Source organism: Methanobrevibacter sp. (genome assembly GCF_017447225.1).
In the GTDB taxonomy this organism is placed as follows: domain Archaea; phylum Methanobacteriota; class Methanobacteria; order Methanobacteriales; family Methanobacteriaceae; genus Methanocatella.
Genome location: NZ_JAFSNZ010000031.1, coordinates 1 through 25,119, shown reverse-complemented (window position 1 = coordinate 25,119; position 25,119 = coordinate 1). Strand labels below are relative to the sequence as shown.

The window sequence follows — 25,119 nt, the reverse complement described above, 5'->3', positions numbered from 1 at the left end:
TAATTAATAATAGAGAAACACAATATGTAAATTTATCAAACTGTTATAAACAATACTTGGACAAACATTGTCAAAAATAGATTAGAAAAAAATACTCATCTATTGTAGATTAAAAACCTACAATAGCACCAAATGAGTATTTTAATATTTTATCCACTTAAGGAGGTTAATTTTCCCCCATACTTATTACTATAACTCCAGGATATATAAAGTTAATCATAAATAAAAAAAGAAAAATTATTGACTTAAATCAAAATCAATAGCTTCTGGAATCAAATCAATTCCATCCAAACGATTATCACACTTATAAACTAAAATTTCCACACCGTTTTCATATGCTTCATTTAGTGTCTGTGAAAATACTGGATCATTTTCCCAGTTCGGTCTGAAAGATTCACCTAACGGATGTTGGATTAGGAAAAACACTACTGTTCTGAAGCCATCCTTTTTAAGTTTTATCAGTTCTTTCAGGTGTTTTGTTCCCCGTTCTGTCGGTGCATCGGGAAATCTTGCTTCACGTCCAACTACAAGAGTTACTCCCTTAACTTCAACAAAACATGGATCTTCGAGAAATGACATTCCACAGCAATCGTCAACTTCATTGGCCAAGTATATATCTATCCTTGAATTGTCTATTGTCTTTTCCCTTTGATGATAATCATAACCGGAAAGCTCTTTTATTTTGCCGCTTACGATTGCATCATAGACAATTTCATTAGCTTGCTGGGAGTAAATTGATACAAGATGACCTCGGTTTTCGACAAAATGCAGACTGTATTTGGTCTTTCTTTTCGGATTATCAGAGGGTTTAAGCCAAACCACCGCATCCTCAACCAATAACTCCTTGCATCGACCTGTATTCGGCACATGGGCTATGTGGATTTCACCGTCGACTTCCACTTCTGCTATGAACCTGTTCGGCCGTTTTTTGAAAATTCCTTTAACATAATCCATCCTTAATCACGTTTCCGATATATGAAACCAAATCACTTGCTGAAAATCCGTTTCCGTTAACTTCATAGGCCTTCTCTCCTGCCAGGCCGTTGATAAACACTCCAAGGCATGCGCTGTCGAACGGATTTAGTCCCTGTGAGAGCATACCGGCAACAATTCCTGCAAGTGCATCGCCTGTTCCGCCTACAGTCATTCCGGCATTTCCTGAAGAGCTGATTCTGAATTTTGAACCTGATAAAATCAGATCGTTTTTGCCTTTGACAATTACAGTTCCTTTTATGGATTTAACGACACTCTGGAACTCTGTAATATTTTCATCGACTTTTTTAAAGTCATAACTGTCCAAATCAAGATGCAAATTTGACTTGAAAAATTGATTAAATTCCGCCAAATGAGGAGTTAAAACAATATTATCCTTATTTTTAATGAGTTTCAATTCAACCTGTTTTAGCGCGTCCGCATCCAAGACAATTGGCTTTTTGATTTTTGCAACTAAAACATTGAAAAGTTTTGATGTTTCATCGTTTATTGCAGATCCCGGCCCAATCAGTACTGCATCGACCTTATCTGCCAGTTCAAGAATTTCATCCAGATGATTTAATGAAAGATAATCCCCATCAAGAGATTTTACAATCAAATCCTCGGATGCTGATTTGACAGGAATTGCAGCGCTTTCAGGTGTTGCAACATAAACCAAATCAACACCTGCTCCGAAAGCGGCTTTTCCTGAAATAGCTGGGGCACCATGATAATCCTTGCTTCCTCCGACAATCAGTACTGAGCCATTGTTTCCCTTATGTGATTTTTCATCCCTATTTTTAAGCCTTAAAAAGTCTCCGTAGTTTACGAAATATTCTGCTTCAAGAGGTATTCCAATGTCAGCCGTTACAAGGCCTCCAACAACTTCCTCTTCAGCATCCCTCACGCCTGTTTTGATTTTATGAAAGCTTATGGTGTAGTCGGGAATAACTGCAATGTCGTCGACATTTCCCGTTATCGGATCCATCCCAGACGGCACATCAATGCTTATTTTAATCCCATTTGACTCATTGATTACTTCAATGGCCCGTTTGATGTTTTCCTGAAGATTTCCTTTAATTCCGGTTCCCAGAATTCCATCGACGATTATGAAATCCTCATCCTCATCAAGCTTAAAGTCCCCGATATCTGTTAAATCATGAATAGTCAGTCTGGAAAGTCTCGGTTTCATATTGAATAAAATATCAAGATTTGTTTTTGCTTCAGATGAGTGGATATTGTCCTTCAGCATGTAGATGTCAACATCATAGCCCCTGTTCAAGAGATAGCGTGCCGCCACAAAGGCATCTCCACCGTTTCCTCCGGAACCTGTAAACATTACAACTTTTACAGGCTTTGCGAAAGTGAAAACTGCTATTTTTGCAACTTCTTCACCTAAAGATTTACCTGCAGCTTCCATCAGACATAATCTTGACAAACCTAAGTATTCACAATTTGCATCAGTTACCATCATATCTATCGGGTCCATTTAATCACCACAAAATTAATTTATAGAATTCCAATATAAATAAACATATCTTAAATAAGGAACTGTTTTATGAGAAAATTAACATTTAGAATTTTAACACGATTGCCGACAAAGTATGTGACAACAGGAATATTTCTGATTGGCCTTTTATTTGCATATGGAATAATAGGTTCCCATTTCATAATGAGACTTAATTTAATTGATTCAATATATTATTCCGTTGTTACGATGGCGACAGTCGGTTATGGGGATTTGACTCCAACAACAGGAATTCAAAAGATTTTTGCAACAACATTGGCCTTAGGCGGTGTTGCATTGCTCGCTTATGTATTCAATATTATTTTAACGAGTTTTCAGGAAAGAATGAGCGAATATTCAAAAGGAGCCAGGAAAATGAAAGCTATTGAGCAGATGGAAAATTATTATGTTCTTTGCGGTTATGGAAGGGTTGGAAAAGTAGTCTTTGAAGAGCTGAATCAGAGAAATCAGAACGTAATCATATTTGAAAAGGACAGCGAAGTAACTGAGGATATAGAAGAAAGCACCAATGTGGTTGTAATAAACAAAGATGCAACAGAAGATGATTTGATAGCTAAAGTGGCCGGTGAAAAGTGCAGAAGCGTAATAATCAGTACAGGAAGTGATGTCACAAACCTATTTATCGTGCTGACCATAAGGGAAACAAATCCTGACGCATGGATTGTTTCAAGGGCAAGCAAACTGGAAAACATTTCACGCCTCAGAAAGGCAGGTGCGGATAAAATCGTGTCTCCGGAAATCATTGGCGGAAAGGATCTTTACCTGGAATCAGCAAAACCTCATCTTTTAAGGCTGACCGTGCAGCACACAACCGATAAGATTTATGATGAGTTTGAAATCATTTCAAAACACGGATGCACACTGGAAAACATAGACTACCATATTCCAGGAATTGAAACTCCTTTGAGCCGTGAAATTAAAACAATGGATTTAAAGGACGGCAAAAAATTCAAAAAGTATCTGGATACCAATAAAGACGCCAAAGAATCATTGGATAACTTATACACAAGCGTGAACAATATCCATTCCCATCTGATTTCAGGGCCTGACAGAAGCACTTTTGAAAAATTAATCAACGACCTGGAAAAAGAGATTACAATTGTAGGTAAAAACTTATCAAATAAAGAGATAATGAAAATAACTAAAAAAAGAAAAGAGTAGAGAGTTAATCTCTCTAGAATAACTCTTGTAAATGAATTTGGTAAGGACCTAAGCTTCCGCCATAGTTACCAGCACCGATTTCAATAACACCAGGAACTTGACAAGCAGCTTCAATACCTGCTTTCATAGCAGCTTTAACTGATTCTTCATCTACACCGTCAATAACAATTTCCATGTTTCCGAAGACGTTTTCAGGTAATTCAGTGTCAACTTGGTCTTTTAAGGTTACACATTCTTTTTCGTTGGTAGATGCACTCATGAATGAGTATTTGGAACCTGTTTTGGAACCTGAAGCAACCATACCGCCTGAGAAAGGAGTGATTACACCAGCAACAGCGTGAATAGCATCAACAGCAGCTTCAGCAGCAACAATGGAAGCCATTTGACTGTCAGCCATAATGAAGAAGTTTCCACCAGCTACTCCGTCTTTCCATCCCATTTCATCTTCTACTAAGAAGTCACCGGACATGATAGGAATAACGTGCATTTTTTTACCGTTTACATCTTTTTCAGTTTCATATCCGTCACCGAAGAATTTGAGTTGTTTTCCGGTTGGGAAGGATTCTTCACTTTCAAGAGCATTGAATGCTGCTGCGGTAGGAGCAGTTAAAACACATTGACCGATTCTGTCCATGATTTGTCCGCCTAAAGCTTTTTTGGACATGTGGCAGATCATGATTGCATAACCAGGCCTTCCATCCGGAGTTTCGGTTGGAGGAATGTATTGGTCGATACCTGCTTCTGCAGGACATCCGATAACTGAAGTAGCAAATCCAGTAGCTTCAGTAGCTGCAATTTTAGCTAAATGTTTAGTAGCAGCAGTAATAATTAATCTAGATACTTTAATTCCGAAACCTTCAGCAAAGGTATCTTGTATATTTACGCCATTAATTTCCATAATTTCACCAATTATATACTGCAAAAAATTAATTTTTTGCTATACTAAAATATCTAAATATAAAATAAAATAAAGTTTTCTATTTATTCATCTTCACTTTCTTCGGGAAGCTCCTTTGAAGATGAACTGAATGATATTTTATCCAAAACTGATGAACCGTAATATGGCAAAATCAGCATTCCTATAATTGTGGCCATCCAAAATGAAATCAGCCTTTCAATAACTGTAGCGGCCGCTGCAATGGATGATGATATTCCTGCTGCTGAATAAAAAATTATCATTATTCCGTCAACTGCACCGAGACCTCCAGGCAATAGCGGAATCATACCTACAAGTGAAGCTAAAATAAAGACTTCCCCAATAACTACAGGACTGACATTGGCACCGAATGCGAGAAAAACGAGATACACCCTTAAAATTTCAAATATCCATATCAGGAATGACAACGGGAGTGCATAGTACAATACCTTTTTATGGTGGATAACGAGATTCATCGTATCCTGGAATCCTTTGATGACCTCACGGATTTTTTCTTCAAGCTCTTGGGAATTTTTCTTATAGAATCTTCTGACAAGGCCGATTACCCAATTTGAAACCCTCTCACCAAATTTCGGATTGATGGACATGTAAATCAGTACAATCAAAATTGCAATAATAGCTATTACAGCCAGAACCATGACAACAATAAGGGACAATGAGAAATCAAAGTAAAATGTCATCCCGATAATTGTCAGAACGGCCAGAAGAACAAATGGAAAAGTGTCCAAGGCCCTATCGGCAACAACAGCTGCAAAAGTCTCTTCCATAGGATATCCCTCTTCACGGGACAGTATATATGCCCTTACAGGCTCTCCCCCACCTCTTCCTGAAGGCGTGATGTTATTGACTGCAAGACCTACCAATACCATAGGCAATAGCTTAAAAGTACTTACATTAATATCTGCAATGTCGTTGAGAATTTTCCACCTTAATGTGTAGAGATAAAAGGTGAATACCTGAACAACTATGGCTACGCCAATCAATGCCAAATCAGCAAACTTTAAGGCATTGATAACTTCATCTATTCCTACAAACCACAGCATCACGGCCAATATTAAAAGACTTACTGCAAGAAATATTATTGATTTTTTATCCATAGTCCCACCATAGAAACAGATTACATATTATATTTAACTTAAAAATTTATATATATATTTATTCAAATTTTAATTAGTAATAATAATTTTTAGGTTAATTTATGAGATATATAAACAAAAACGACTTGATGATAGTTGCCAGAAATTCCGGTATGATTATGATAGGCATCGGAGTATTGTGTCTGGTTCCAATCATTGTCGATTTGATATACTTTGAATTCAACTTTTTAGGATATCTCATACCTGCCTTAATATCAATCGGAATCGGTTTGATTTGCGTCAAAGGACTTGACAAATATACCAAAAGCAAACTTCGCCTTAAACATGGAATGATTATCTCATCAATTGCATGGCTGTGGGCAAGTATCATCTGCGGACTTGTAATGCTTTTGGTTACAAATCTAGGTTTTGTGGACGGTGTTTTTGAAAGCATGTCCGCATTGACGGGAAGCGGAATCACCATGTACAGAAACGTGGAAATACTTCCTCAAAGCATACTCTTTTTTAGATCCCTTCAGCAATGGGTTGGAGGATTAGGGGTTGTTGTTATGATTATAGCAATACTGACACGTCCCGGAACCACATCATCAAAGCTTTATGAATCAGAAGCCCGTGAAGAACGTATCAAACCATCTGTCAGAGCCACACTTAAACAGACCATCAAAATTTATCTGATTTATACCGCTGCCGGAATAATTTTATATCTGCTTGCAGGAATGCCTCTTTTTGATTCAGTATGTACAACATTCAGCATCATCTCAACCGGAGGTATGAGTATCAAGAACGCAAACATCGGATATTACCACAGCGACATAATATACTTCATTACAATCATACTGATGATTTTAGGTGCTACAAGCTTTCTGGTACATTATAAGGTTATCAAAACCCGTGGAAAATCCCTGATTCAGGATCTGCAGTTCAAGGTCATGATTAGCCTGATAGCTATTTCAACGATTATCCTTTATTTCGCATCAAACATCATACCTATTGAACTTCTCTTTACTGTAGTATCAGCCGTTACAACAACCGGAGCGACAGTCCAGGGATTTGAAGTCATGTCAACATGGCCGTCATTCGTTCTTATTGTTCTTATGGCGCTGATGACCGTTGGAGGATCAAGCGGTTCAACCGTAGGTGCACTGAAACTGATGCGTGTAATTACCTTTTTCAAAGGAGTCTACAAACACATCAGAGAAATCCTCTCTCCGGAAGGCAGAGTCATACCAATGCAGATATCAGGACAGAAACTCACTGAAAAAGCAGTTGCACAAAGCGGAAATTATATAACTCTTTATTTATTATGCATACTCTTTACCTGGGCACTGTTCTGCCTGTATGGCCATGACCCTTTCAGAAGCCTCTTCGATACAATGTCAATTCAGGGTAATGTTGGTCTGGAGCTTGGAGAAATCGTATTTTCCCTTGAAACTCCACTGAAAGTCATAAGCATATTCAATATGTGGACCGGAAGACTGGAAATATATCCTGTCCTAATCACCCTGAGAGCTGTTTTTGAAATATTTAAAAGATAAGTTTATAATATTTAAATTATACAATAATTGTATTTGAACATTAAGGATGTGATTGAATGTATGTTATTATTATGGGTCTTGGACGTGTGGGACTGTCCCTTGCAAACTTGCTGATAGATGACGGATATGACCTCACATTAATCGACGACAATGAATCTTTATGTAACGAAGCGGCTGCAGAACTTGACGCTTTGGTAATCTGCGGAAACGGAACAAATTCAAAATTGCTTGAAGAAACCAACATTGAAGATGCTGACTTTTTCATTGCAACAACAGGAAATGACGAGGCAAACTTATTGTCATGTATTCTGGTTAGAAAATACAATGTTCCCAACATCATTGCCCGTGTAAGTAACCCTGACCACGAGGAAGCATTCAAGGAAGTCGGAATCGATAACGTAATCAGCCCTGAAATCACCGCTGCAGGATTTTTGGAAAAACTGGTTACAAGACCAAACGTTGCTGATTTGATATCTCTCGGCGAAGGAGATGCTGAAATCCTAGATATGACAATCACAAACGATAAAATAGTTGGAAAACGAATTAAAGAGATTTCACCGACGAAAGACTTCATCATAATAGCTACATATCAGCCGGATGGAAAACTGGTGATTCCTCAGCCTGACAATACCCTTGCGCGCGGTGAAAAGGTATCGGTTCTTGTCAAGAGAGGATCATTTTCCAAAGTGTCTAAAAAATTAGAAAAATAGTCTAAAACTGACTGTATGACAGTTTTATATGTTCCTTGCCGCTGCCCTGAACAATAGGTCCGTGGCCAGGCAACAGGTTAATTACATCCAACTGTGTTAATTTTTTAACGGACTGTCTTAAATCATCGTAATTTCCGCCGATATCGAATCTTCCAACACCCCCATGGGAAAATACTGTGTCTCCGGAAATTAAATTAACACCATCCCATAAGCATATTCCTCCAGCAGTATGGCCTGGAGTATGAATGACTTCAAAGCCTCTTATTTCATCGCCGCCCTCCAGTTCAATGTCAACCCTTACGTTGCCGGGATTGTCAAAGACATTCATTGAAGTGCCCAAATCATCCTTGTTTTTAATGGAAACCGCATCAAGGTGATGAACGGCAATTTCTGCATTTTCAAAAAGGTGATTTCCCCCAATATGGTCAAAATGGCAGTGAGTGTTGACGATTAATGAAATGTCTTCAGGCCTAACGCCATGCTTTTCAAGCTGGGATGTTAAATAATCATCATAATAGCCTGAACCCGTATCAACAAGCATATCATCAATCAGATAATAATTGGAATCAATATGATAACCCTGAATAAAAACAATATTATTGGAACTCATAAAATTAATTATTATTAAAAGTAGTAAAAAAAGTTTAGTATTAAAATGGGGTCACAGGGATTTGAACCCCGATCCTGGGATTTCTCTTGCCTCAGTACTCCAATTGATCATCACAACAAGTACTGTTCAGTTACGCGTATAATTTCTTCAAAGACAACTGGAGTCCCAGATGATGCCTGGTTACACTATAACCCCACACATAACATACAATAATTAATATTATTTTAATTAGTATATAAAGTTTATGCTAGAATTTCATCTGTTTATCAATGCCTGCAATCTCATCAATTTCCAGGCCTTTTTCCAAAGCATAATCCTTTTCAACCTTATAATTACCGTTACGGGTTCTCTCAGCATTTTCAGGTTCTAAAAATAGCCATTTAGTATATTTGAACTTGACACCAATATATGATTTAGCACCGAAAATATTGGAAAATTCAAGTAATGCATCAATTTGGTCTTCATCAATGTAGATTTTATCCTTTGTTGTGGTTTTAACTTCAATAGCTAAATACAATTTACCGTTTCCGGCAACAACATCAGGTAACGGTCTTTTTGTAGCTCCTCCAGAAGCGGGAGCTCTCATAGCCGCAAAATTTCTCTCCCAAAGTTTATGCACCAAATCTCTTTCTTCAGCAGACCCTTTCTTTGCCAAAAACAACACCAAAAAAATAGTTTATAAATGGGGCCGGGGCCGAGATTCGAACCCGAGTCCCGGGATCCACAGTCCCGGAGGATGACCGCCTACCCTACCCCGGCATTAAATATGAATAAAAATAAAAAATTGTCAGATGCGGGAGCAGGGATTCGAACCCTGGTAGACCTGCGTCAACAGGTCCTAAGCCTGTCCCCTTTGGCCTCTCGGGCACTCCCGCTTAGAAACGAAAGTGAAATTTAGAAACCATTAAAAATCTCAACAAATTTTTTAAATGCTCCGGCCGGGATTCGAACCCGAGTCTTCGGCTCGAAAGGCCGAAATGATTGGCCGGACTACACCACCGGAGCACACAAATGAATAAAAGTTTAGTAACATGGGCCCAATGGGGTTCGAACCCATGGCCTTCCGGTTATGAGCCGGACGCTCTACCTGGCTAAGCTATGGGCCCTAAAAAGCGCCATCGACAGGGCTCGAACCTGTGACCAATCGGTTAACAGCCGAACGCTCTACCTACTGAGCTACGATGGCATGTTATTATAACCCACCATCTTAACCAAATAAAACCCATGTTTAAAAATCAAAAGACTTTAAACAGTGTATCTTATAGTATATTTTTACTACTATATAAACATTATGTTTTTTACCCAAATTTCACAAAAATGTAGGAAAAACACTATTAATTAGTTATGATATACTAATATATAAATTTAATTAAAAAGTTGAAAACCATGGATTCCAACATATTCGATTTAATAAAAGATGCCAATGAAATAACCTTAAAAAATCACGGAGATTTAGTTACATTGGAACGGGCGGTCTTTTTATCCTGGTGGTGTGATAAGGGAGACTGCGCATTCTGCTACATGTCAACACAAAAGAACAAAATTAAAGATCCGACAAAAGCAAGACGTAACGTTAACAACATCTATGCTGAAGCTGAAATGTGTGCCCGCCTTGACTGGAATATAGAATTTCTCTCCGGTGGATATAAGTCATTCACCACACAGGAAATAAAGGAAATTGCCACAACAATCAAAGACATTACTGGCGATGGAATCTGGCTGAATACCGGAATTACCGATGAACTGGCAGAATACGGATCTGAAATAAAAGGAATCACCGGTGCCGTTGAAGTTGCAAATCCTACGATTCACAACAGAGTATGTCCAAGCAAAAGCCTTGATGATATAAGCAACATGTTGGATGTTGCAGGAGATTTGGGCTTTAAAAAAGCCATTACGATAATATTAGGCCTTGGCGAGACACTTGATGATGTTGACTACGTTATTGAGTATATTCGAGAACACAAAATTGACAGAGTAATATTCTACTCTCTTAATCCACACAAGGAAACGATTTACGCTGACCAGTCACAGCCCGCATCACTTTATTATGCCCAGGTAGTTGCAAGAATCCGTCTTGAATTTCCCGAAATTGAAATCATCTGCGGAACATGGATTGATAACCTTGCAAACATTGGAATCCTGATTTTAAGCGGAGCAAACGGAATTACCAAATTCCCACTTTTCAAGATGTTTGGAACCAAATACGGGAAAAGAGTTGAAGAGGAAGTTAAATGGGCTGGAAGGCAGCTTAAAGGAACATTCACTGATAAAGAGAAATTAGGTGAAATGAAAAGTGATGTTTCCCCAGATTTGGATAAGTTCATTAAACGATATATTAAAGAATCATTAAAGAACAAATATTAATTTAAGAATCAATCATCCCCATAATTTATTAAACTGGTGTTTTTTATGTTTAACTTTAAATCTAGCAAAGAGGAAATAGAAAAATTAGTTCAGGAATTTAAGGAAAACGAACATATTTATAAAACAGCAACATTCGATGAAGAAAACACAAAAGTAAACTTTATCAACAAATTTTTTATTGCATTAGGATGGGATGTTTACAATGACATGAGTATTGCTCCACAATATAAAGATGTTGAATTTGAAGACACAGTTATTATTAATGGGAAGCCAAAAGCACCAGATTACTGTTTTAGAATAGGTGGAGTAAGAAAATTCTTTGTTGAAGCTAAAAAACCGAGTGTCGATATTGAAAACGATAGAAAATACGCATTTCAACTTAAAAGATACACATGGAGTGGAAAATTACCTGTTGGATTATTAACAGATTTTGAAGAGCTGGCAATCTACGAACCAAAAAGTGCTCCTAAAAAAACACATAGCACAAGTGTTGACAGAATAAAATATTATCATTACAGTGAATATGTTGAAAAATGGGATGAAATATATAATATCTTCAGTAAAGAAGCAGTGTTAACTGGAAAATTTGATAAATTCGTAGAAAACAAACACGGGGATAAAAAAGGAACTTCATCCGTAGACTCTGAATTTTTAAAAACAATAGAAGAGTGGAGATTAGAATTAGCACGCAACATCGCAATAAGAAATAAAGAATTAACGGTTGATGAACTGAATTTTGCTGTGCAGTTAATTATTGACAGAATAATATTTTTAAGGATTGCAGAAGACAGAGGAATAGAAAGATACGGACAACTAAAGAAATTAACTGAACTAGCTAAAAATGAAAAAGATAACTATCCTGTCTATGAAGCATTCATAGAATTATGTAAAAAAGCTGATGCTAAATACAATAGTGGTTTATTCCATTTCAGCGAAGAAAAAGACATTAGTTTAAGTGCAGACACATTAACTCCAGGATTGCATATTGACGATGGCAAATTGAAAAAAATCATTGATGGATTGTATTATCCTGATTGTCCTTATGAATTCAGTTTGATTTCAACAGAAATCCTTGGAAATATCTATGAACAATTCCTTGGAAAAGTTATTCGTCTAACTGATAGCCATCAAGCAAAAGTCGAAGATAAACCCGAAGTTAAAAAAGCAGGAGGAGTATTTTACACACCACAATATATTGTTGATTATATTGTTGAAAATACAATAGGTGAACTTTTAAAAGGAAAAACTCCAAACAAAGTATCCGAGCTACGATTTATTGATCCAGCATGTGGATCAGGTAGTTTTCTATTAGGAGCTTATCAAAAACTTTTGGATTGGCATTTAGACTATTATTCCAACTTAAAACAACCACCTAAAAATATTATTTATGTCGGATTCGATGGAATTCCACGATTAACTATCCAAGAAAAGAAAAGAATACTTTTAAATAATATTTATGGTGTAGATATTGATTCACAGGCCGTAGAAGTCACAAAATTGAGTTTGCTTTTAAAAGTACTTGAAGATGAAAATAAAGATGTCTTAGAATCACAGCAAAAATTAATACAGGAAAGAGCCTTACCTTATCTTGGAGATAATATAAGATGTGGAAATAGTTTAATAGGCACAGATATATTGGATTCTAATGATTTATCACTTGAAGAACTTCATGAAATTAATCCTTTTGATTGGGAAGAAGAATTCGCAGAAGTATTTGAAAATGGAGGATTTGATGCAGTTATTGGTAATCCTCCTTGGGGAGCTTCATTTTCAGATATTGAACTTGAATATTTAAAAGAAAAAAATAGTGAAATCATAGTTAGAATGATAAATTCATTTTTGTATTTTACTTATGTATTCTCAAAAAAACTTAATAAAAATGGATTGTTTGGAATGATTGTGCCTGATGTTATTTTATATCAATCAAGTTACTTATTATTAAGACAATTTTTAATAAAAAATTTTTATATTTCTAAATTACTTAATATGGGCATGAATGTTTTTAAAGGAGTTAATCAACCATCTGCAATCATAATATTTAAAAATAAAAAAGAATATAATTCAAAAATCGTTTCCGGTAATTTCACAAATATCTCTAAAAAAGCTCCTGCAATTTTAAATACATCAAATTTCAACATATATAATCAAAAATTATTAGATAATATTCCTTCAAACTTATTTATAACGGATAATATTAATGATTATTCTATTTTAGAGAAAATAGAAAACATCTCTAATTTAACTATTGAAGATATAATAGATGAAGATAAAATGCAAAGAGGGGCATCACCAGACTATAAACAAGCTTTCATGATTAACAAAGAAATCAAATTAAAAAATAATTTGGAAGATACTCATGTTAAAAAAGCAGTGTTTGGTGGTTCTCAAATTAAAAGACATTATATAGATTATGATGATACTTATCTCATTTATACTACAAAAAAAGATAAATTTTCCGAAATCCCAAATATATGTTCTTACATAAGACAATTCAAAGATGATATTACTTGTAAAGAAGTTAAAACAAAGAAACATCCATTATATTCACTCCATAGACCTAGAAAAGAAAAAATATTTTTAAAAGATAAAAAAATTGTGGGTGTTATCACTTCAGATAAATTAATTGTAGCAGTTGATGAAAATAAATTATACGCAACAGATGGAGTGTATCTTTTTGGAACAAATGAAAAATTTAATCCATATTTTGTAACAGCACTTTTTAATTCAAAATTATATACTTTTATTTATAGACTTTATTCATTAGAAAATGGTAGAATATTGCCTCAAGTAAAACCTGCAATTGTAAAAAGGATGCCCTTCATTAATGTTGAACCAACTCTTCAAAAACCATTCATAGAATTATCAAATAAATTAACTAATTTACATAAAGAATTTTTAGATTGTAAAACTCCAAAAGAGGAAAAATTATTAAAATTACAAATTGCTAAAACTGATGAAAAAATAAATCGATTAGTATATGAATTATATGGATTAACCGATGAAGAAATAGCTATCATTGAGGAAAGCCTGAAATAAGGAGAAATTACCATGAAATTAACTATCAGCAAACTTAAAGAAGAAGCCATTGACTTTTGTAAAAAGAAAAGTAACATCACTCATGACGATTTAGTTGGAGTAACTGATGGTAAAGCTGTCGGTACTTACATTGAACATGAATTTGAAGAGTACTTAAAAAACAAATACGAAATTACTGTCGGATCCAGTGCCAGAGGAATTGATTTACCTGACACTCACATTAACACAGACATTAAAGTAACTTCCGTTAAAAAACCACAAAGTTCATCTCCATTTAAAAATATTGAACAGAAAATCTATGGTCTGAGCCATAATCTTTTAATTTTTGTCTATGAAAAGACAGACATTAATGATAAATGTTATCTTGATTTTAAACATTGCATATTCATTGATGCTGAAAGAACGGGGGATTACAATTTAACTAAAATAATTCGTAAATTAGTCAAACTTAATGCTGATAAAGAGGATATTATAGATATTTTAAAAGACAGTAATATTCCTGGAGATGATTATGCATTGGAAAATCTTGCAGAAAAAATAATTGAAAATCCTCCGGAACAGGGTTATTTGACAATATCCAATGCATTTCAGTGGAGGTTGAAGTACAATAATATTATTAATTTGGATGAGGATGTTAATGGAGTTTATACTTATGAAAAATTCAATGAAAAGGAATTGGGAGATTATCAAACTCCAATATATTTTACAGATGAGATTTGTGAATATCTGAAAAATGATTTGAAAATTAATCCTGAAGTCATTATTGAGCCAACCTGCGGAATAGGAAATTTCTTAAAAAGTGCTTCAAATGCTTTTCCTGAAAGTGAATTGATTGGAATTGACATTGATAAAAAGAAATTGAATAAAGTGGATTCTACAATCCCCAATCTTACATTAATTAATGAGGACATTTTCACTTTTGAATTTGACAATATTAACAACAGCTCCTACTTGATTTTAGGTAATCCCCCATGGATTACTAATACTGAATTATCCAAAATCAATTCAAAAAATGTTCCGAACAAATCCAATTTTAAAAATAAGACCGGTTTTGAAGCATTAACAGGAAACAGTAACTTTGACATATCAGAATATATCATATTAAAGATAATCAATGAATTTAAAGACACCAATTCAACTTTCGCATTTTTATGTAAAACCACCATCTCAAGAAACGTTTTCATCGAATTAATTGAAAATGAGATTCCATATAGCTTTATTAAACAGATTAACTTCAATTCATATAAAGTTTTCAAGATTGATGCTGATACATGTTTATTTGTAATTCAGTTTGGCGGAGACGTATTAACTGATAAGGCCTGTGAAGTTGCAGACATTTCAAATCCTAAAGAAGTATTGTACAAATTCGGTTTTAAATCTGATAAATTCTATTCTAACATTGATGATATCCCTGATCTTGACGGCAAATGCCAGATTGAATGGAGACAGGGCGTGAAACATGACTGTGCTAAAGTTATGGAGCTGATGTATGAGGATGATCATTTAATCAATAAGAAAAATGAAGAGGTTGATATTGAAGAGAGTCTCGTATATCCGTTATTAAAAAGCAGCAAACTTAAAAAGCCTGTTGTCACTGAAACGTCCATGTTTACTATAATTACTCAAAAAAAGATAAAGCAGGATACAGGATATATTGAAACTGAGGCTCCAAAAACCTGGAAATATTTAAATGACAATAAGGAATATTTTGATAACAGGAAAAGTTCCATTTATGAAAAAGCTCCTGATTTCAGCATTTTTGGTATTGGAGATTATTCCTTTAAAAAATATAAAGTGGCGATTTCAGGATTTTATAAAAATCCTATGTTTTCATTGGTATACAGTGATAAGACAATGATGCTTGATGATACATGTTATTTCCTATCCTTTGATGATTATGACTCAGCATATATTAGCATGTTAATTTTAAATAGTGAATTAGTTAAGAAATTCCTTAAAAATATTGCATTTCTGGATTCCAAAAGGCCTTTTGCAAAAAAAGTGTTGAAAAGGATTGATATTGAAAAATGTCTGAAATTATTATCATTAAGTGATTTAAAAGAAACAGAAAGGCAGTTGGAATTAGACACCTACATCACACAGGAAAAATTATCTAAATACAAAAATTCATTCCAATAAAAAATAAGCTATTTTCAATAATCTTTATAAGTCCTATATCATATATATTATAATATTATAAAAAAAATTTCCAACGGAGGAATTATTATTAGTGACGATTTTAGTATGATGTGTGGACTTGAAATCCACGTACAGTTAGAGACTGAATCAAAATTATTCTGTGATTGCCCAACAAATTTTAATGAGGCACCAATTAACCAAAATATTTGTCCAGTATGTTTAAATCAGCCGGGTGCGAAACCACACCCAACCAACCAGCATGCAATTGAAAATGCATTGATGATTGCTTTAATGCTGAACTGTGAAATTGATCAAGGTTTTACCTATTTTATGAGAAAACATTATGATTACCCGGATTTATCTTCAGGATATCAGAGAACTTCCGTACCTATCGGTATCAACGGTGAATTGAACGGTATCAGAATCAGAGAAATCCACATTGAAGAAGATCCTGGTCAGTACAAACCTGACAGAGGTATCGTTAACTTCAACCGTTCAGGTATTCCTTTAGTGGAGATTGTTACAGAACCGGACATCACCTCACCTGAAGAGGCCAGAAACTTCCTTAAAGAAATCATCCGTGTCCTTCAGTACAGCGGTGCTGCACGTGGGGAAAACTCAATGAAAGCTGACGTAAACATTTCCCTTAATGGCGGAAACAGAGTTGAGATGAAAAACGTCAACTCCATCAAAGGTGCGTACAGGGCTTTGAAATTCGAAATCGTAAGACAGAAAAACCTCATCAAAAGAGGAGTTGAAATCCAGCAGGAAACCCGTGCTTACATCGAATCACAAATGATTACCACCAGAATGAGATTGAAAGAAGATGCAGATGATTACAGATTCATCCCAGACCCAGACTTACCTCCAATGGAAATTCCGGATGAACTTATTCAGAAAGTTAAAGATATTATGCCTGAAGCTCCTCACCACAAGGTGGAAAGGTTCGTTAGAGACTACGGAATTGATGAGGAAACAGCAAAAGTATTGACTTCTGAGCTTGACCTGGCTATTGCATATGAAGAGGTTGTAAAAGAAGTGGACCCAGTATTTGCTGCTAAATGGATGAGAGACGAACTTAAAAGGGTTTTATCATACAACAAACTTGACTATGCTGACAGCGGAATTACTGTAGAAAGCTTAGTCGAATTCCTGAAAATGTTATTGGATAAAGAGATAACCACAAAAGCAGGCCAGAGAATCATTGAACAGATTCCAAACAATGAAAAAGCACCTAAAGAGATTGCAGAAGAATTAGGATTGCTTGGTGTCGTTAAAGACGATGAAGTATTGGCTGCTGTAAAACAGGCGATTGATGAAAATCCTAAAGCCGTTCAGGATTATTTGGATGGACAGAAAGCATCACTTAACTTCCTTGTAGGTCAGGTTATGAGAATAACCCGTGGAAAAGCTGACCCCGGCGAAACTGTAAAACTTTTAAGAGAAAACATTGAATAGAGGCTAGTTCATGGCAGCAAAGAAATCATTTGTAAAAGATTACATGACAAAAAACGTTATCAGCGTTTCACCAGATACTCCGACAGAACAGATAATTACTTTAATGAAAGAAAGCCACCACAACAGTTATCCAGTAGTTGAAAACGGAAAGCTTGTTGGAATGGTTACTGCTTTTGATGTTGTTGCTAAGGACTGGCAGGACTACGTAAGTGGAATAATGAGTACCAAACTGGTTGTAGCCAATGAAAACCTTTCAATAAATGACGCATCACGCGTAATGTTTAGAAGAGGAATATCAAGAATGCCTGTTGTTGATGAAGCCGGCGCACTGGTCGGAATCATTACAAATACAGATATGGTCCGTTCACACATTGAAAGGTCAACTCCGAATAAAGTGGATTACTTCAAAAATACCATGGAACAGTTATATGGAATTAAAACAACATTAAAAAGAATGAAGGTTCCTACTGAAAAATTAAGACCTACTCAGGACAGAGTTTATGCCGATGAACTTGAAGGAAGAACATATGAACTGAAAATGGGATTGGCAGAACCTGCAATTGTAGTGAAAACCGGCGACAGATGGATTCTGGTTGACGGACACCACAGGGCAGTCGCTTCAAAGCAGATGGGCTGTGAAACTGTTGATTCATATGTGGTTGATTTGGGCAGAGACATCAGATTGGGTATGGAAAAGACCGCTGATAAGGCTGGAATCAAGCAGTTTGAAGACATTAAGATTATTGATGACGACAAACATCCTTTAATTGCAATTACCGAAAGTATTCAGGACAGTGAAGCTCATGGCGAATGATGAAATAATAAGACAGGTATGGGAAGTCCTTGAAAGCAGAAGGGACAGCCCGATTGATTCATACACTTCAAAAATAATGCAGGACAGCGACAAGAAAGCTGAAGACAAGATTCTTGAAAAGATAGCTGAAGAAGCTGGGGAAGTTCTGATAGCCAGTAAGAATGATGAAAATCTTGTCTATGAATCCGTTGATTTGATTTTCCATACATTATTGCTGCTTGTTTATAAAGGAGTTGAATTAGACGAACTCTTTGATGAATTTGAAAGGAGAAGAAAATAGCTCATTTTTTATTAGGGTTGGCTGTTAATGAAACGATTCAAATTTTCCATAATTATTGCTGCATATAATTCTGATTTATGGATTTCAAAAAGTGTTAACAGCATAATCAACCAAACTCTCGATTTTGAAGACAATATCCAGATTATTCTTGTTAATGACGGCAGTACAGACAATACCGGTAAAATCTGTCAGGAGTATAAGGCAAGATATCCGGAAAACATCATTTATATTAATAATGAAGAGAATATGGGAGCTGCCGCCGCCAGGAATTTAGGTCTCAAGCAGGCAAGCGGAAAATATGTGAATTTCCTGGACAGTGACGATTACATTACAAAATATACCTTAAGCGGTGTTTCAAACTTCTTCAATATCCATAATGATAATGTGGATTTGGTTTCAATACCAATATACTTTTTTGGTGAAAAAACAGGCCCGCATCCCCTTAACTTCAAATATGAAAAGGAAAAGGTTGTGGACTTATTCGAAAATCCCGACCATATCCAGCTGTCGGCCTCATCATGTTTTTTCAGACGTGACGTGATTGGTGATTTAAAATTCAACCGTGATTTGACAACATCTGAAGACGTTGTGTTTATAAATCAGCTGCTTTTGGAAAATCCGAGAATCGGTCTGTTCAACAGAGGCAAATATTATTACAGAAAAAGGGAAGAGAAATCCTCACTTATCGATAATTCAATACTTAGAAAGGAATATTTCACAAGCCGCCTGAACAATTATTTTAATTTTTTAATCATTGAAAGCATCAGAAAGTACAATGAGGTCCCATCATTCATACAATACACCATAATGTATGACCTTCAATGGCTATTCGACATTTCTTCAGTAAATAACATCCTGACAAGACCTGAAATCGAAAAGCTCCATGAAGAACTTTACCATATCGTCCAGTATATTGACGATGAAGTGATAGTAAACCAGAAAAATATTACAAATCTGCTGAAAGCCTACATAATCCTTTTTAAGTATAAAAACCTGAAAAAAACCCCCGAATATGGAAAACTTACAAAGGATATCATTCATAAGCTAAAACTGAATACAATATACATTGACGTTTATGAAATCATAAACAACAGACTGCACATATTGGCCAATCTGCCGACAATGTTCAACAATGCTGTTGAAACCTATGTCAATGGAGAGAAAATTGATGTTCATGAAGTCAACTTTCCACAAAGGGATAAATATAGTTTAAGTCATAAATACAGTACCAATTATTCATTTGAAGCTGAAATTGCGTTGAATATAGACAACACCTATGAACTCCAATTTAAATCAGCCGAAGGGGAAATGGATTTATTCATAGAATTTTCAAGGCCATGCAACTTTTCAAATGTTGCGGGATATGCAAAAACAAAAAATTTCATATCAACTCTTAAAAACAATAAAATAATCGTCAAAAAAAGAAATACACGTGAATGGATTAAACAGGAAATTAAGACAATTTACAGCATGCTTAAAAACCACAAAAAGGGATATAAAACTGGAGTACCTATAAGAACATTATATTTATTGGCTTATCCTTATTTCAGGAATAAAAGGATATGGCTGTTTATGGATTTGCCGGACATTGCCGATGACAATGCAATACAGCTTTTCAAATATGCCCAGGACAAAGATCAAGACATAGATAAATATTTTGTTTTGAAAAGAAATAGCAAAAACTGGGATGAAGTGAAAAAAATCGGTAAGGTAATACCTTACAAATCAATAGAGCATCGTTTCATTGCCCTTTATGCTGAAAAGATTGTCACGTCACACCCTGACAACAACATCATCTATCCGTTTTGGGGTAATTATCCTTATTTTGCAGGGCTTTTAAGGTCCTCAACCGTCTTTTTGCAGCATGGAATTACCAAGGACAATGTTTCATCATGGCTTAATGAATATGACAAACACTTAGCAATGTTTTTAACCTCATCAAAGGATGAATATAAATCAATATTTAAATATCCATATAATTATAAAAAGGAAGTTGTTAAACTGCTTGGTTTTCCGAGATTTGACAAACTGGAGAAAAAGGAAGACAGAAGACAGATTTTAATCATGCCTACATGGAGAAGATATCTGAAATTCAAATCAAATGAAGTGATTTTGAACTCCCAATACTTCAAGAAGTTCAATTCCCTGATTAATAACGAAAAATTAATTGAAGCTGCAGAAAAATACGGATATGAGATAGTTTTTAAACCCCACCCTAACGTTTATGATTATATATCTTTATTCGACAGGAACGAAAAGGTGAGAATTGATTATAATCATGAGAAATACCATGATGTCTTTAACCACGGGTCCCTTTTAGTGACCGATTATTCTTCCGTGGCTTTTGATTTCGCTTATCTTGAAAAGCCTGTGGTCTATTACCAGTACAGCAGAGACTATCACTTCAACATTAACGAGAGCTATTTCGATTATGAGACAATGGGCTTTGGTGAAATCTGCCGCAGCGAAGACACTCTTGTCAATGAGCTTATAGAATATATGAAAAACAACTGTGAACTGAAAGAGTTATATCGCCAACGCATTGAAGAGTATTTCCTATTTTCTGATAAAAACAACTGTATGAGAGTCTATGATGCAATCAGGAGACTTCCTCGTAAAGTCTAAACTCCATATTGTACATTCCCCGTTTTAAAAAGGATTTTCTGTTGAATTCTTTAAATCCTAATTTTTCATACAATGACTTTGCCTTTGTATTTCTGAAATCAGCATCCAGAGTTACCCTTTTATAGTTATTTTTTCTGGCATAATCAATAACGTCACAAATGACACGTCTTCCATATCCCTTTGATCTTTTATCCTTATCAATAGCTATCTCGGCAAGATAAAAATCTCCTTTTTCGATATCTGAAAGTACGAAATGGTCAAGAATATCGACTATGAACAGTTTGTAGTGCTTTAGGCGAAATTCATGGTTAATCTCTGAAGTATAAAATAGCAGCATACCTATCAGCTCACCATCATCCAAAATGACTTTCAGGCATTTCTCTTTTCTCAAATTCCTTTCGATGGCGTCAATGGCTCCGTCTCTGGATTTGAAAAGCTTGTCGAATGTTCTGAAATCAACATCATAGATTAATGTTGCAACATGTCTTGTATCATGTATTTTCGGGTCGAATGTTACATATTCCATGTTATCCACTTTTCACGATAGTTAATGCAAACACGGCTGCCCCAAAACCGTTGTCAATATTGACGACTGCAATTCCCGGAGCGCATGATTGAAGCATTGCGTCAAGTGCCACACGACCCCCTTCGCCCACACCATAGCCGACTGATGTAGGAACTGCGATGACCGGGATGTCAACAAGCCCTGCAACAACAGAAGGAAGGGCTCCTTCCATTCCCGCACATACTATAAGCACTTCAACGCCTTCCTTTATCATATGGGCAATTTGCGGGAAGAGCCTGTGGATTCCTGCCACTCCTATATCATATGAGGTGATTGCTTCGCATCCGCCTTCCTCAACAATGACCTTTGCTTCTTCAGCAATGTTGATGTCTGATGTTCCGGCGGTTATGATGCCTATTTTTGCAACAGGTTCTGAGTTATTCTCACTGGTTTTGATTACCAGTATTTGTGCTCTTTTATTATAGTCAAAAATGAAATCGTCAAGATAGGCCAAATCACTTACCAGTTTTTCGTATCTTTCCTTGGATAATTTTGTAATAATAAGGTTTTGAGGGTTATCGCTTTCAAAATACTTTTTAATGATTAGCAATAAGTCTTCATAGTCCTTGCTTGGGGAAAATACGGCTTCCGGAAAGCCAGTTCTGTTTTGACGTTTTGAGTCGAATTTGGCGATGTCATCAACTTCCAGAATCTTATTTGACTTAATCATGTTTTCTGCGGTTTGTAAATCTATTTCCTCATTGATTAATCTTTCAAGTATTTCCCTCATAATACTAATATAAGATTGAAGATATTAAAAAAACTTATGAATAATTAAGCCTAAATACTATAATATTTATGACAGCTAAAAAGATTTTAACTCAGGGAATTGTGCAGGGTGTCGGATTCCGGCCTTACGTATACAGATTGGCTACAAGTTTAAACCTGAAAGGTTACGTCAGGAATTTGGGAAATGTAGTGGAAATCATACTTGAAGGAGATGACATTGACTTATTTATTAAAAGATTAACTGATGAACTGCCTCCGATAGCCAGAATTGATTCTCTTGAAGTCATAGATATTGATAAGAAAAATTATTCTGATTTTAAAATCATTGAAAGTTCAGATTCATATTCAGGAGTGAGCGTCATTCCGCCGGACATTGCAATCTGTGACAGCTGTCTGGCTGAAATCAGAAATCCGTCAGACAGGCGCTATAAATATCCGTTCAATGCATGCACTGACTGCGGCCCAAGATTTACCGTAATTGACAGTGTTCCATACGACAGGGACAAGACATCAATGGATGAATTCCCGTTATGTGACGACTGTCTGGTTGAGTACAGAAATCCTCTGGACAGACGTTATCACGGCGAGGCAATCTGCTGCAGTGATTGCGGACCTCAAATGGCAATTTATAAAAAGGATTCACAGATTGAATGCGATAATCCAATCAAGTTAGGTGCGGACAAGCTTAAAGAAGGCAAAATTCTGGCCATAAAAGGAATCGGCGGAACCCACCTTGTTGTTGATGCATATAACGATAAGGCAATAAAGGAGTTAAGGTCAAGGCTCAACAGACCTAACCAGGCATTTGCTGTCATGAGCAGTGATTTGGATGCTGTTAAAGGATATGCCAAACTATCTTCTAGAGAAATCGAAACCATCACATCAAACAAACGTCCTATCGTCATTTTAAAGAAAAATGATGGATACGTATTTCCTGAAAGCCTCTCACCAGGACTTCACAATATCGGTGTGATGCTTCCATACTCACCGATGCATTATCTGCTCTTTGATGAAGGGGAAATCGACACTTATGTGATGACTTCAGCCAATATCCCCGGAGAGCCCATGATGATTGACAATAAGGAAATCATCGGAGGCATCAGCGATTATTCCCTAGTCCACAATCGTAAAATCTTAAACAGATGTGACGATTCCGTAATAAGGTTCAGAAATGATGAACTGTCATTCATTCGCCGTTCAAGAGGATATACTCCAGAGCCTTACACAATCAACTATGATGTCAATGAATTGAATGTGCTGTCACTGGGTCCGGAACTTGATGTCACATTCTGTCTTGCAACTGGAGCCAGTGCATACCCATCACAGCATATCGGAAACACGAATAAAGTAAAGACACTTGATTTCCTTAAAAGTTCAATCAAGCATATGAAAAGAATTACGAAGATATGTGATATAGATGCAGTTGCATGCGATTTGCATCCACAGTTTTTCACGACGAAATTGGCATATGAATTTGGAGTGGATGTGATACCTGTCCAGCACCACCATGCCCATGCAGTGGCCCTTGCAAATGACCATAAGGTAGATGAAATGATTGTTATCGCTGCCGACGGAACCGGATACGGTGATGACCACACAAGCTGGGGCGGAGAAATACTCTACACAGACATCAAAAGCTATGAAAGGATGGGACATCTTGAAAGACAGAAAATGCCCGGAGGAGACCTTGCAACCAAATATCCTGTCAGAATGCTTTTAAGTATCCTTAAAGATGAGGAAATGATTAAAAATTATATTAACCATTTCAAATATGGTGAAATTGAAATCAAAAATATTTTTAAGCAGCTGGATTCCGGAATAAACGTTGGCGTGACCACAAGTACAGGAAGAATACTTGATTCCGTTTCAGCAGCTCTTGAGATATGTAACGAAAGGACATATGAAGGTGAAGCGTCCATGAAACTCGAATCTGCCGCATATTACTCCACAAACGAACTGGAACTGCCTTTGATTATTGAAGACAATGTTTTAAACACCACCGAAATTCTTCGTGAAGTCGTAAATCTCTATTCAAAAGGCTATAAAAAAGCAGACATTGCAAGTGCAGCACAAAAGACAATTGCTCAGGGGTTAAGCGAGCTTGCAATCGCATCAGCTGAAAAAAAAGGTCTTGAAGATATCGGAGCAACCGGTGGAGTGTTTTACAACGAAGCCATCACAGACACCGTTAAAAATTGCATTGAATCCAGAGGATATAATTTCCTGCAGCATAAAAACACCTGCTGTGGAGACGGTTCTGTCAGTTTAGGTCAGGCCATAGTTGCTAAAATGAGAGTGTCTAATTAGTTTATAGGCAAAAAAACCTATAAACTGTCACATAATTAGACTAAATTTAGTTTATACATATGTTTCAGAGGATCAAAAAATTAGAACATGAAAACATATTCCAAATAATAATATACTAAATAATATTATATAAAATTAACTAAAAAAAGACAACAACATAAAAATAGAGTGTCTAATTAGTTTATAGGCAAAAAAAACCTATAAACTGTCACATAATTAGACTAAATTTAGTTTATACATATGTTTCAG

The 25,119-nt window shown here is 35.8% G+C and carries 19 protein-coding genes and 6 tRNA genes; 11 read left to right on the top strand and 14 right to left on the bottom strand.

Annotated features, from left to right (window positions below; all coding sequences use genetic code 11):
• Positions 1-237 precede the first annotated feature (237 nt).
• Complete coding sequence (gene sfsA / locus IJQ68_RS02790) at positions 238-954, bottom strand: DNA/RNA nuclease SfsA (RefSeq protein ID WP_292796646.1); 717 nt, start codon at positions 952-954, stop codon at positions 238-240.
• Positions 941-2,461 carry an NAD(P)H-hydrate dehydratase gene (locus IJQ68_RS02785; protein WP_292796643.1) on the bottom strand — a complete coding sequence of 507 codons (1,521 nt, stop codon included), beginning with the start codon at positions 2,459-2,461 and terminating at the stop codon, positions 941-943. The genes sfsA and IJQ68_RS02785 overlap by 14 nt, the downstream gene beginning before the upstream one ends.
• A gap of 69 nt (positions 2,462-2,530) precedes the next feature.
• Between IJQ68_RS02785 and IJQ68_RS02780 the strand changes: the two genes are divergently transcribed.
• Positions 2,531-3,661: an NAD-binding protein gene (locus IJQ68_RS02780; protein WP_292796640.1), complete on the top strand. Its 1,131-nt coding sequence runs from the start codon at positions 2,531-2,533 to the stop codon at positions 3,659-3,661.
• A 13-nt stretch (positions 3,662-3,674) separates the two neighbouring features.
• Here the strand turns inward: IJQ68_RS02780 and fhcD are convergent, their stop codons facing one another.
• Entirely contained in the window at positions 3,675-4,559 is an 885-nt protein-coding gene (fhcD, locus tag IJQ68_RS02775; protein ID WP_292796637.1) for a formylmethanofuran--tetrahydromethanopterin N-formyltransferase, read from the bottom strand.
• Between the two features lie 83 nt (positions 4,560-4,642).
• Positions 4,643-5,695 carry a UPF0104 family protein gene (locus IJQ68_RS02770; RefSeq protein WP_292796634.1) on the bottom strand — a complete coding sequence of 351 codons (1,053 nt, stop codon included), beginning with the start codon at positions 5,693-5,695 and terminating at the stop codon, positions 4,643-4,645.
• A gap of 101 nt (positions 5,696-5,796) precedes the next feature.
• On the opposite strand from IJQ68_RS02770, the gene IJQ68_RS02765 reads away from it, so the two are divergent.
• On the top strand, positions 5,797-7,230 hold the full coding sequence (locus tag IJQ68_RS02765) for a TrkH family potassium uptake protein (protein ID WP_292796631.1): 1,434 nt from the start codon (positions 5,797-5,799) through the stop codon (positions 7,228-7,230).
• 56 nt (positions 7,231-7,286) lie between these two features.
• A complete protein-coding gene (locus IJQ68_RS02760) occupies positions 7,287-7,940 on the top strand; it encodes a TrkA family potassium uptake protein (RefSeq protein ID WP_292796629.1) in 654 nt (217 codons plus the stop codon).
• Between the two features lies 1 nt (position 7,941).
• On the opposite strand, the gene IJQ68_RS02755 is transcribed toward IJQ68_RS02760, so the two are convergent.
• The 8 genes from IJQ68_RS02755 to IJQ68_RS02720 form a co-directional block, all read right to left on the bottom strand.
• Entirely contained in the window at positions 7,942-8,550 is a 609-nt protein-coding gene (locus tag IJQ68_RS02755; protein WP_292796627.1) for an MBL fold metallo-hydrolase, read from the bottom strand.
• A 46-nt stretch (positions 8,551-8,596) separates the two neighbouring features.
• Positions 8,597-8,745, bottom strand: a tRNA-Trp gene (locus IJQ68_RS02750).
• Between the two features lie 52 nt (positions 8,746-8,797).
• Entirely contained in the window at positions 8,798-9,205 is a 408-nt protein-coding gene (gene hjc / locus IJQ68_RS02745; protein ID WP_292796625.1) for a Holliday junction resolvase Hjc, read from the bottom strand.
• 28 nt (positions 9,206-9,233) lie between these two features.
• A tRNA-His gene (locus IJQ68_RS02740) sits at positions 9,234-9,309 on the bottom strand.
• A gap of 33 nt (positions 9,310-9,342) precedes the next feature.
• Positions 9,343-9,425 (bottom strand) — tRNA-Leu (locus tag IJQ68_RS02735).
• A 55-nt stretch (positions 9,426-9,480) separates the two neighbouring features.
• Positions 9,481-9,555: transfer RNA gene (locus IJQ68_RS02730), tRNA-Glu, on the bottom strand.
• A gap of 27 nt (positions 9,556-9,582) precedes the next feature.
• Positions 9,583-9,656, bottom strand: a tRNA-Ile gene (locus tag IJQ68_RS02725).
• A gap of 7 nt (positions 9,657-9,663) precedes the next feature.
• Positions 9,664-9,736: transfer RNA gene (locus IJQ68_RS02720), tRNA-Asn, on the bottom strand.
• Positions 9,737-9,927: 191 nt separating this feature from the next.
• Between IJQ68_RS02720 and IJQ68_RS02715 the strand changes: the two genes are divergently transcribed.
• From IJQ68_RS02715 to IJQ68_RS02685, 7 genes are all read left to right on the top strand, one after another.
• A complete protein-coding gene (locus IJQ68_RS02715) occupies positions 9,928-10,917 on the top strand; it encodes a radical SAM protein (RefSeq protein ID WP_292796623.1) in 990 nt (329 codons plus the stop codon).
• 45 nt (positions 10,918-10,962) lie between these two features.
• Positions 10,963-13,953, top strand: a complete 2,991-nt coding sequence (locus tag IJQ68_RS02710) for an Eco57I restriction-modification methylase domain-containing protein (protein ID WP_292796621.1) — start codon at positions 10,963-10,965, stop codon at positions 13,951-13,953.
• A 12-nt stretch (positions 13,954-13,965) separates the two neighbouring features.
• The gene (locus IJQ68_RS02705) at positions 13,966-16,092 is read left to right on the top strand and encodes a class I SAM-dependent methyltransferase (protein ID WP_292796619.1); all 2,127 of its coding nucleotides are present in this window, start codon (positions 13,966-13,968) and stop codon (positions 16,090-16,092) included.
• A gap of 105 nt (positions 16,093-16,197) precedes the next feature.
• On the top strand, positions 16,198-17,550 hold the full coding sequence (gene gatB / locus IJQ68_RS02700) for an Asp-tRNA(Asn)/Glu-tRNA(Gln) amidotransferase subunit GatB (protein ID WP_292796616.1): 1,353 nt from the start codon (positions 16,198-16,200) through the stop codon (positions 17,548-17,550).
• A gap of 10 nt (positions 17,551-17,560) precedes the next feature.
• Positions 17,561-18,364: a CBS domain-containing protein gene (locus tag IJQ68_RS02695; RefSeq protein ID WP_292796612.1), complete on the top strand. Its 804-nt coding sequence runs from the start codon at positions 17,561-17,563 to the stop codon at positions 18,362-18,364.
• Positions 18,354-18,644 (top strand): phosphoribosyl-ATP diphosphatase, encoded by a 291-nt coding sequence (gene hisE / locus IJQ68_RS02690; protein WP_292796610.1) that lies wholly within the window; start codon positions 18,354-18,356, stop codon positions 18,642-18,644. The genes IJQ68_RS02695 and hisE overlap by 11 nt, the downstream gene beginning before the upstream one ends.
• A 27-nt stretch (positions 18,645-18,671) precedes the next feature.
• Positions 18,672-21,269, top strand: a complete 2,598-nt coding sequence (locus tag IJQ68_RS02685) for a CDP-glycerol glycerophosphotransferase family protein (RefSeq protein ID WP_292796608.1) — start codon at positions 18,672-18,674, stop codon at positions 21,267-21,269.
• Here the strand turns inward: IJQ68_RS02685 and IJQ68_RS02680 are convergent.
• Together IJQ68_RS02680 and larB are read right to left on the bottom strand one after the other, a co-directional pair.
• On the bottom strand, positions 21,244-21,795 hold the full coding sequence (locus IJQ68_RS02680) for a GNAT family N-acetyltransferase (RefSeq protein ID WP_292796606.1): 552 nt from the start codon (positions 21,793-21,795) through the stop codon (positions 21,244-21,246). The two genes, IJQ68_RS02685 and IJQ68_RS02680, sit on opposite strands and share 26 nt — an antisense overlap.
• Before the next feature lies 1 nt (position 21,796).
• The gene (larB, locus tag IJQ68_RS02675) at positions 21,797-22,564 is read right to left on the bottom strand and encodes a nickel pincer cofactor biosynthesis protein LarB (protein ID WP_292796604.1); all 768 of its coding nucleotides are present in this window, start codon (positions 22,562-22,564) and stop codon (positions 21,797-21,799) included.
• Positions 22,565-22,632: 68 nt separating this feature from the next.
• Here larB and hypF point away from each other — a divergent pair, with 68 nt between their 5' ends.
• Complete coding sequence (gene hypF, locus IJQ68_RS02670; RefSeq protein WP_292796602.1) at positions 22,633-24,870, top strand: carbamoyltransferase HypF; 2,238 nt, start codon at positions 22,633-22,635, stop codon at positions 24,868-24,870.
• The last annotated feature ends 249 nt before the right edge of the window (positions 24,871-25,119 follow it).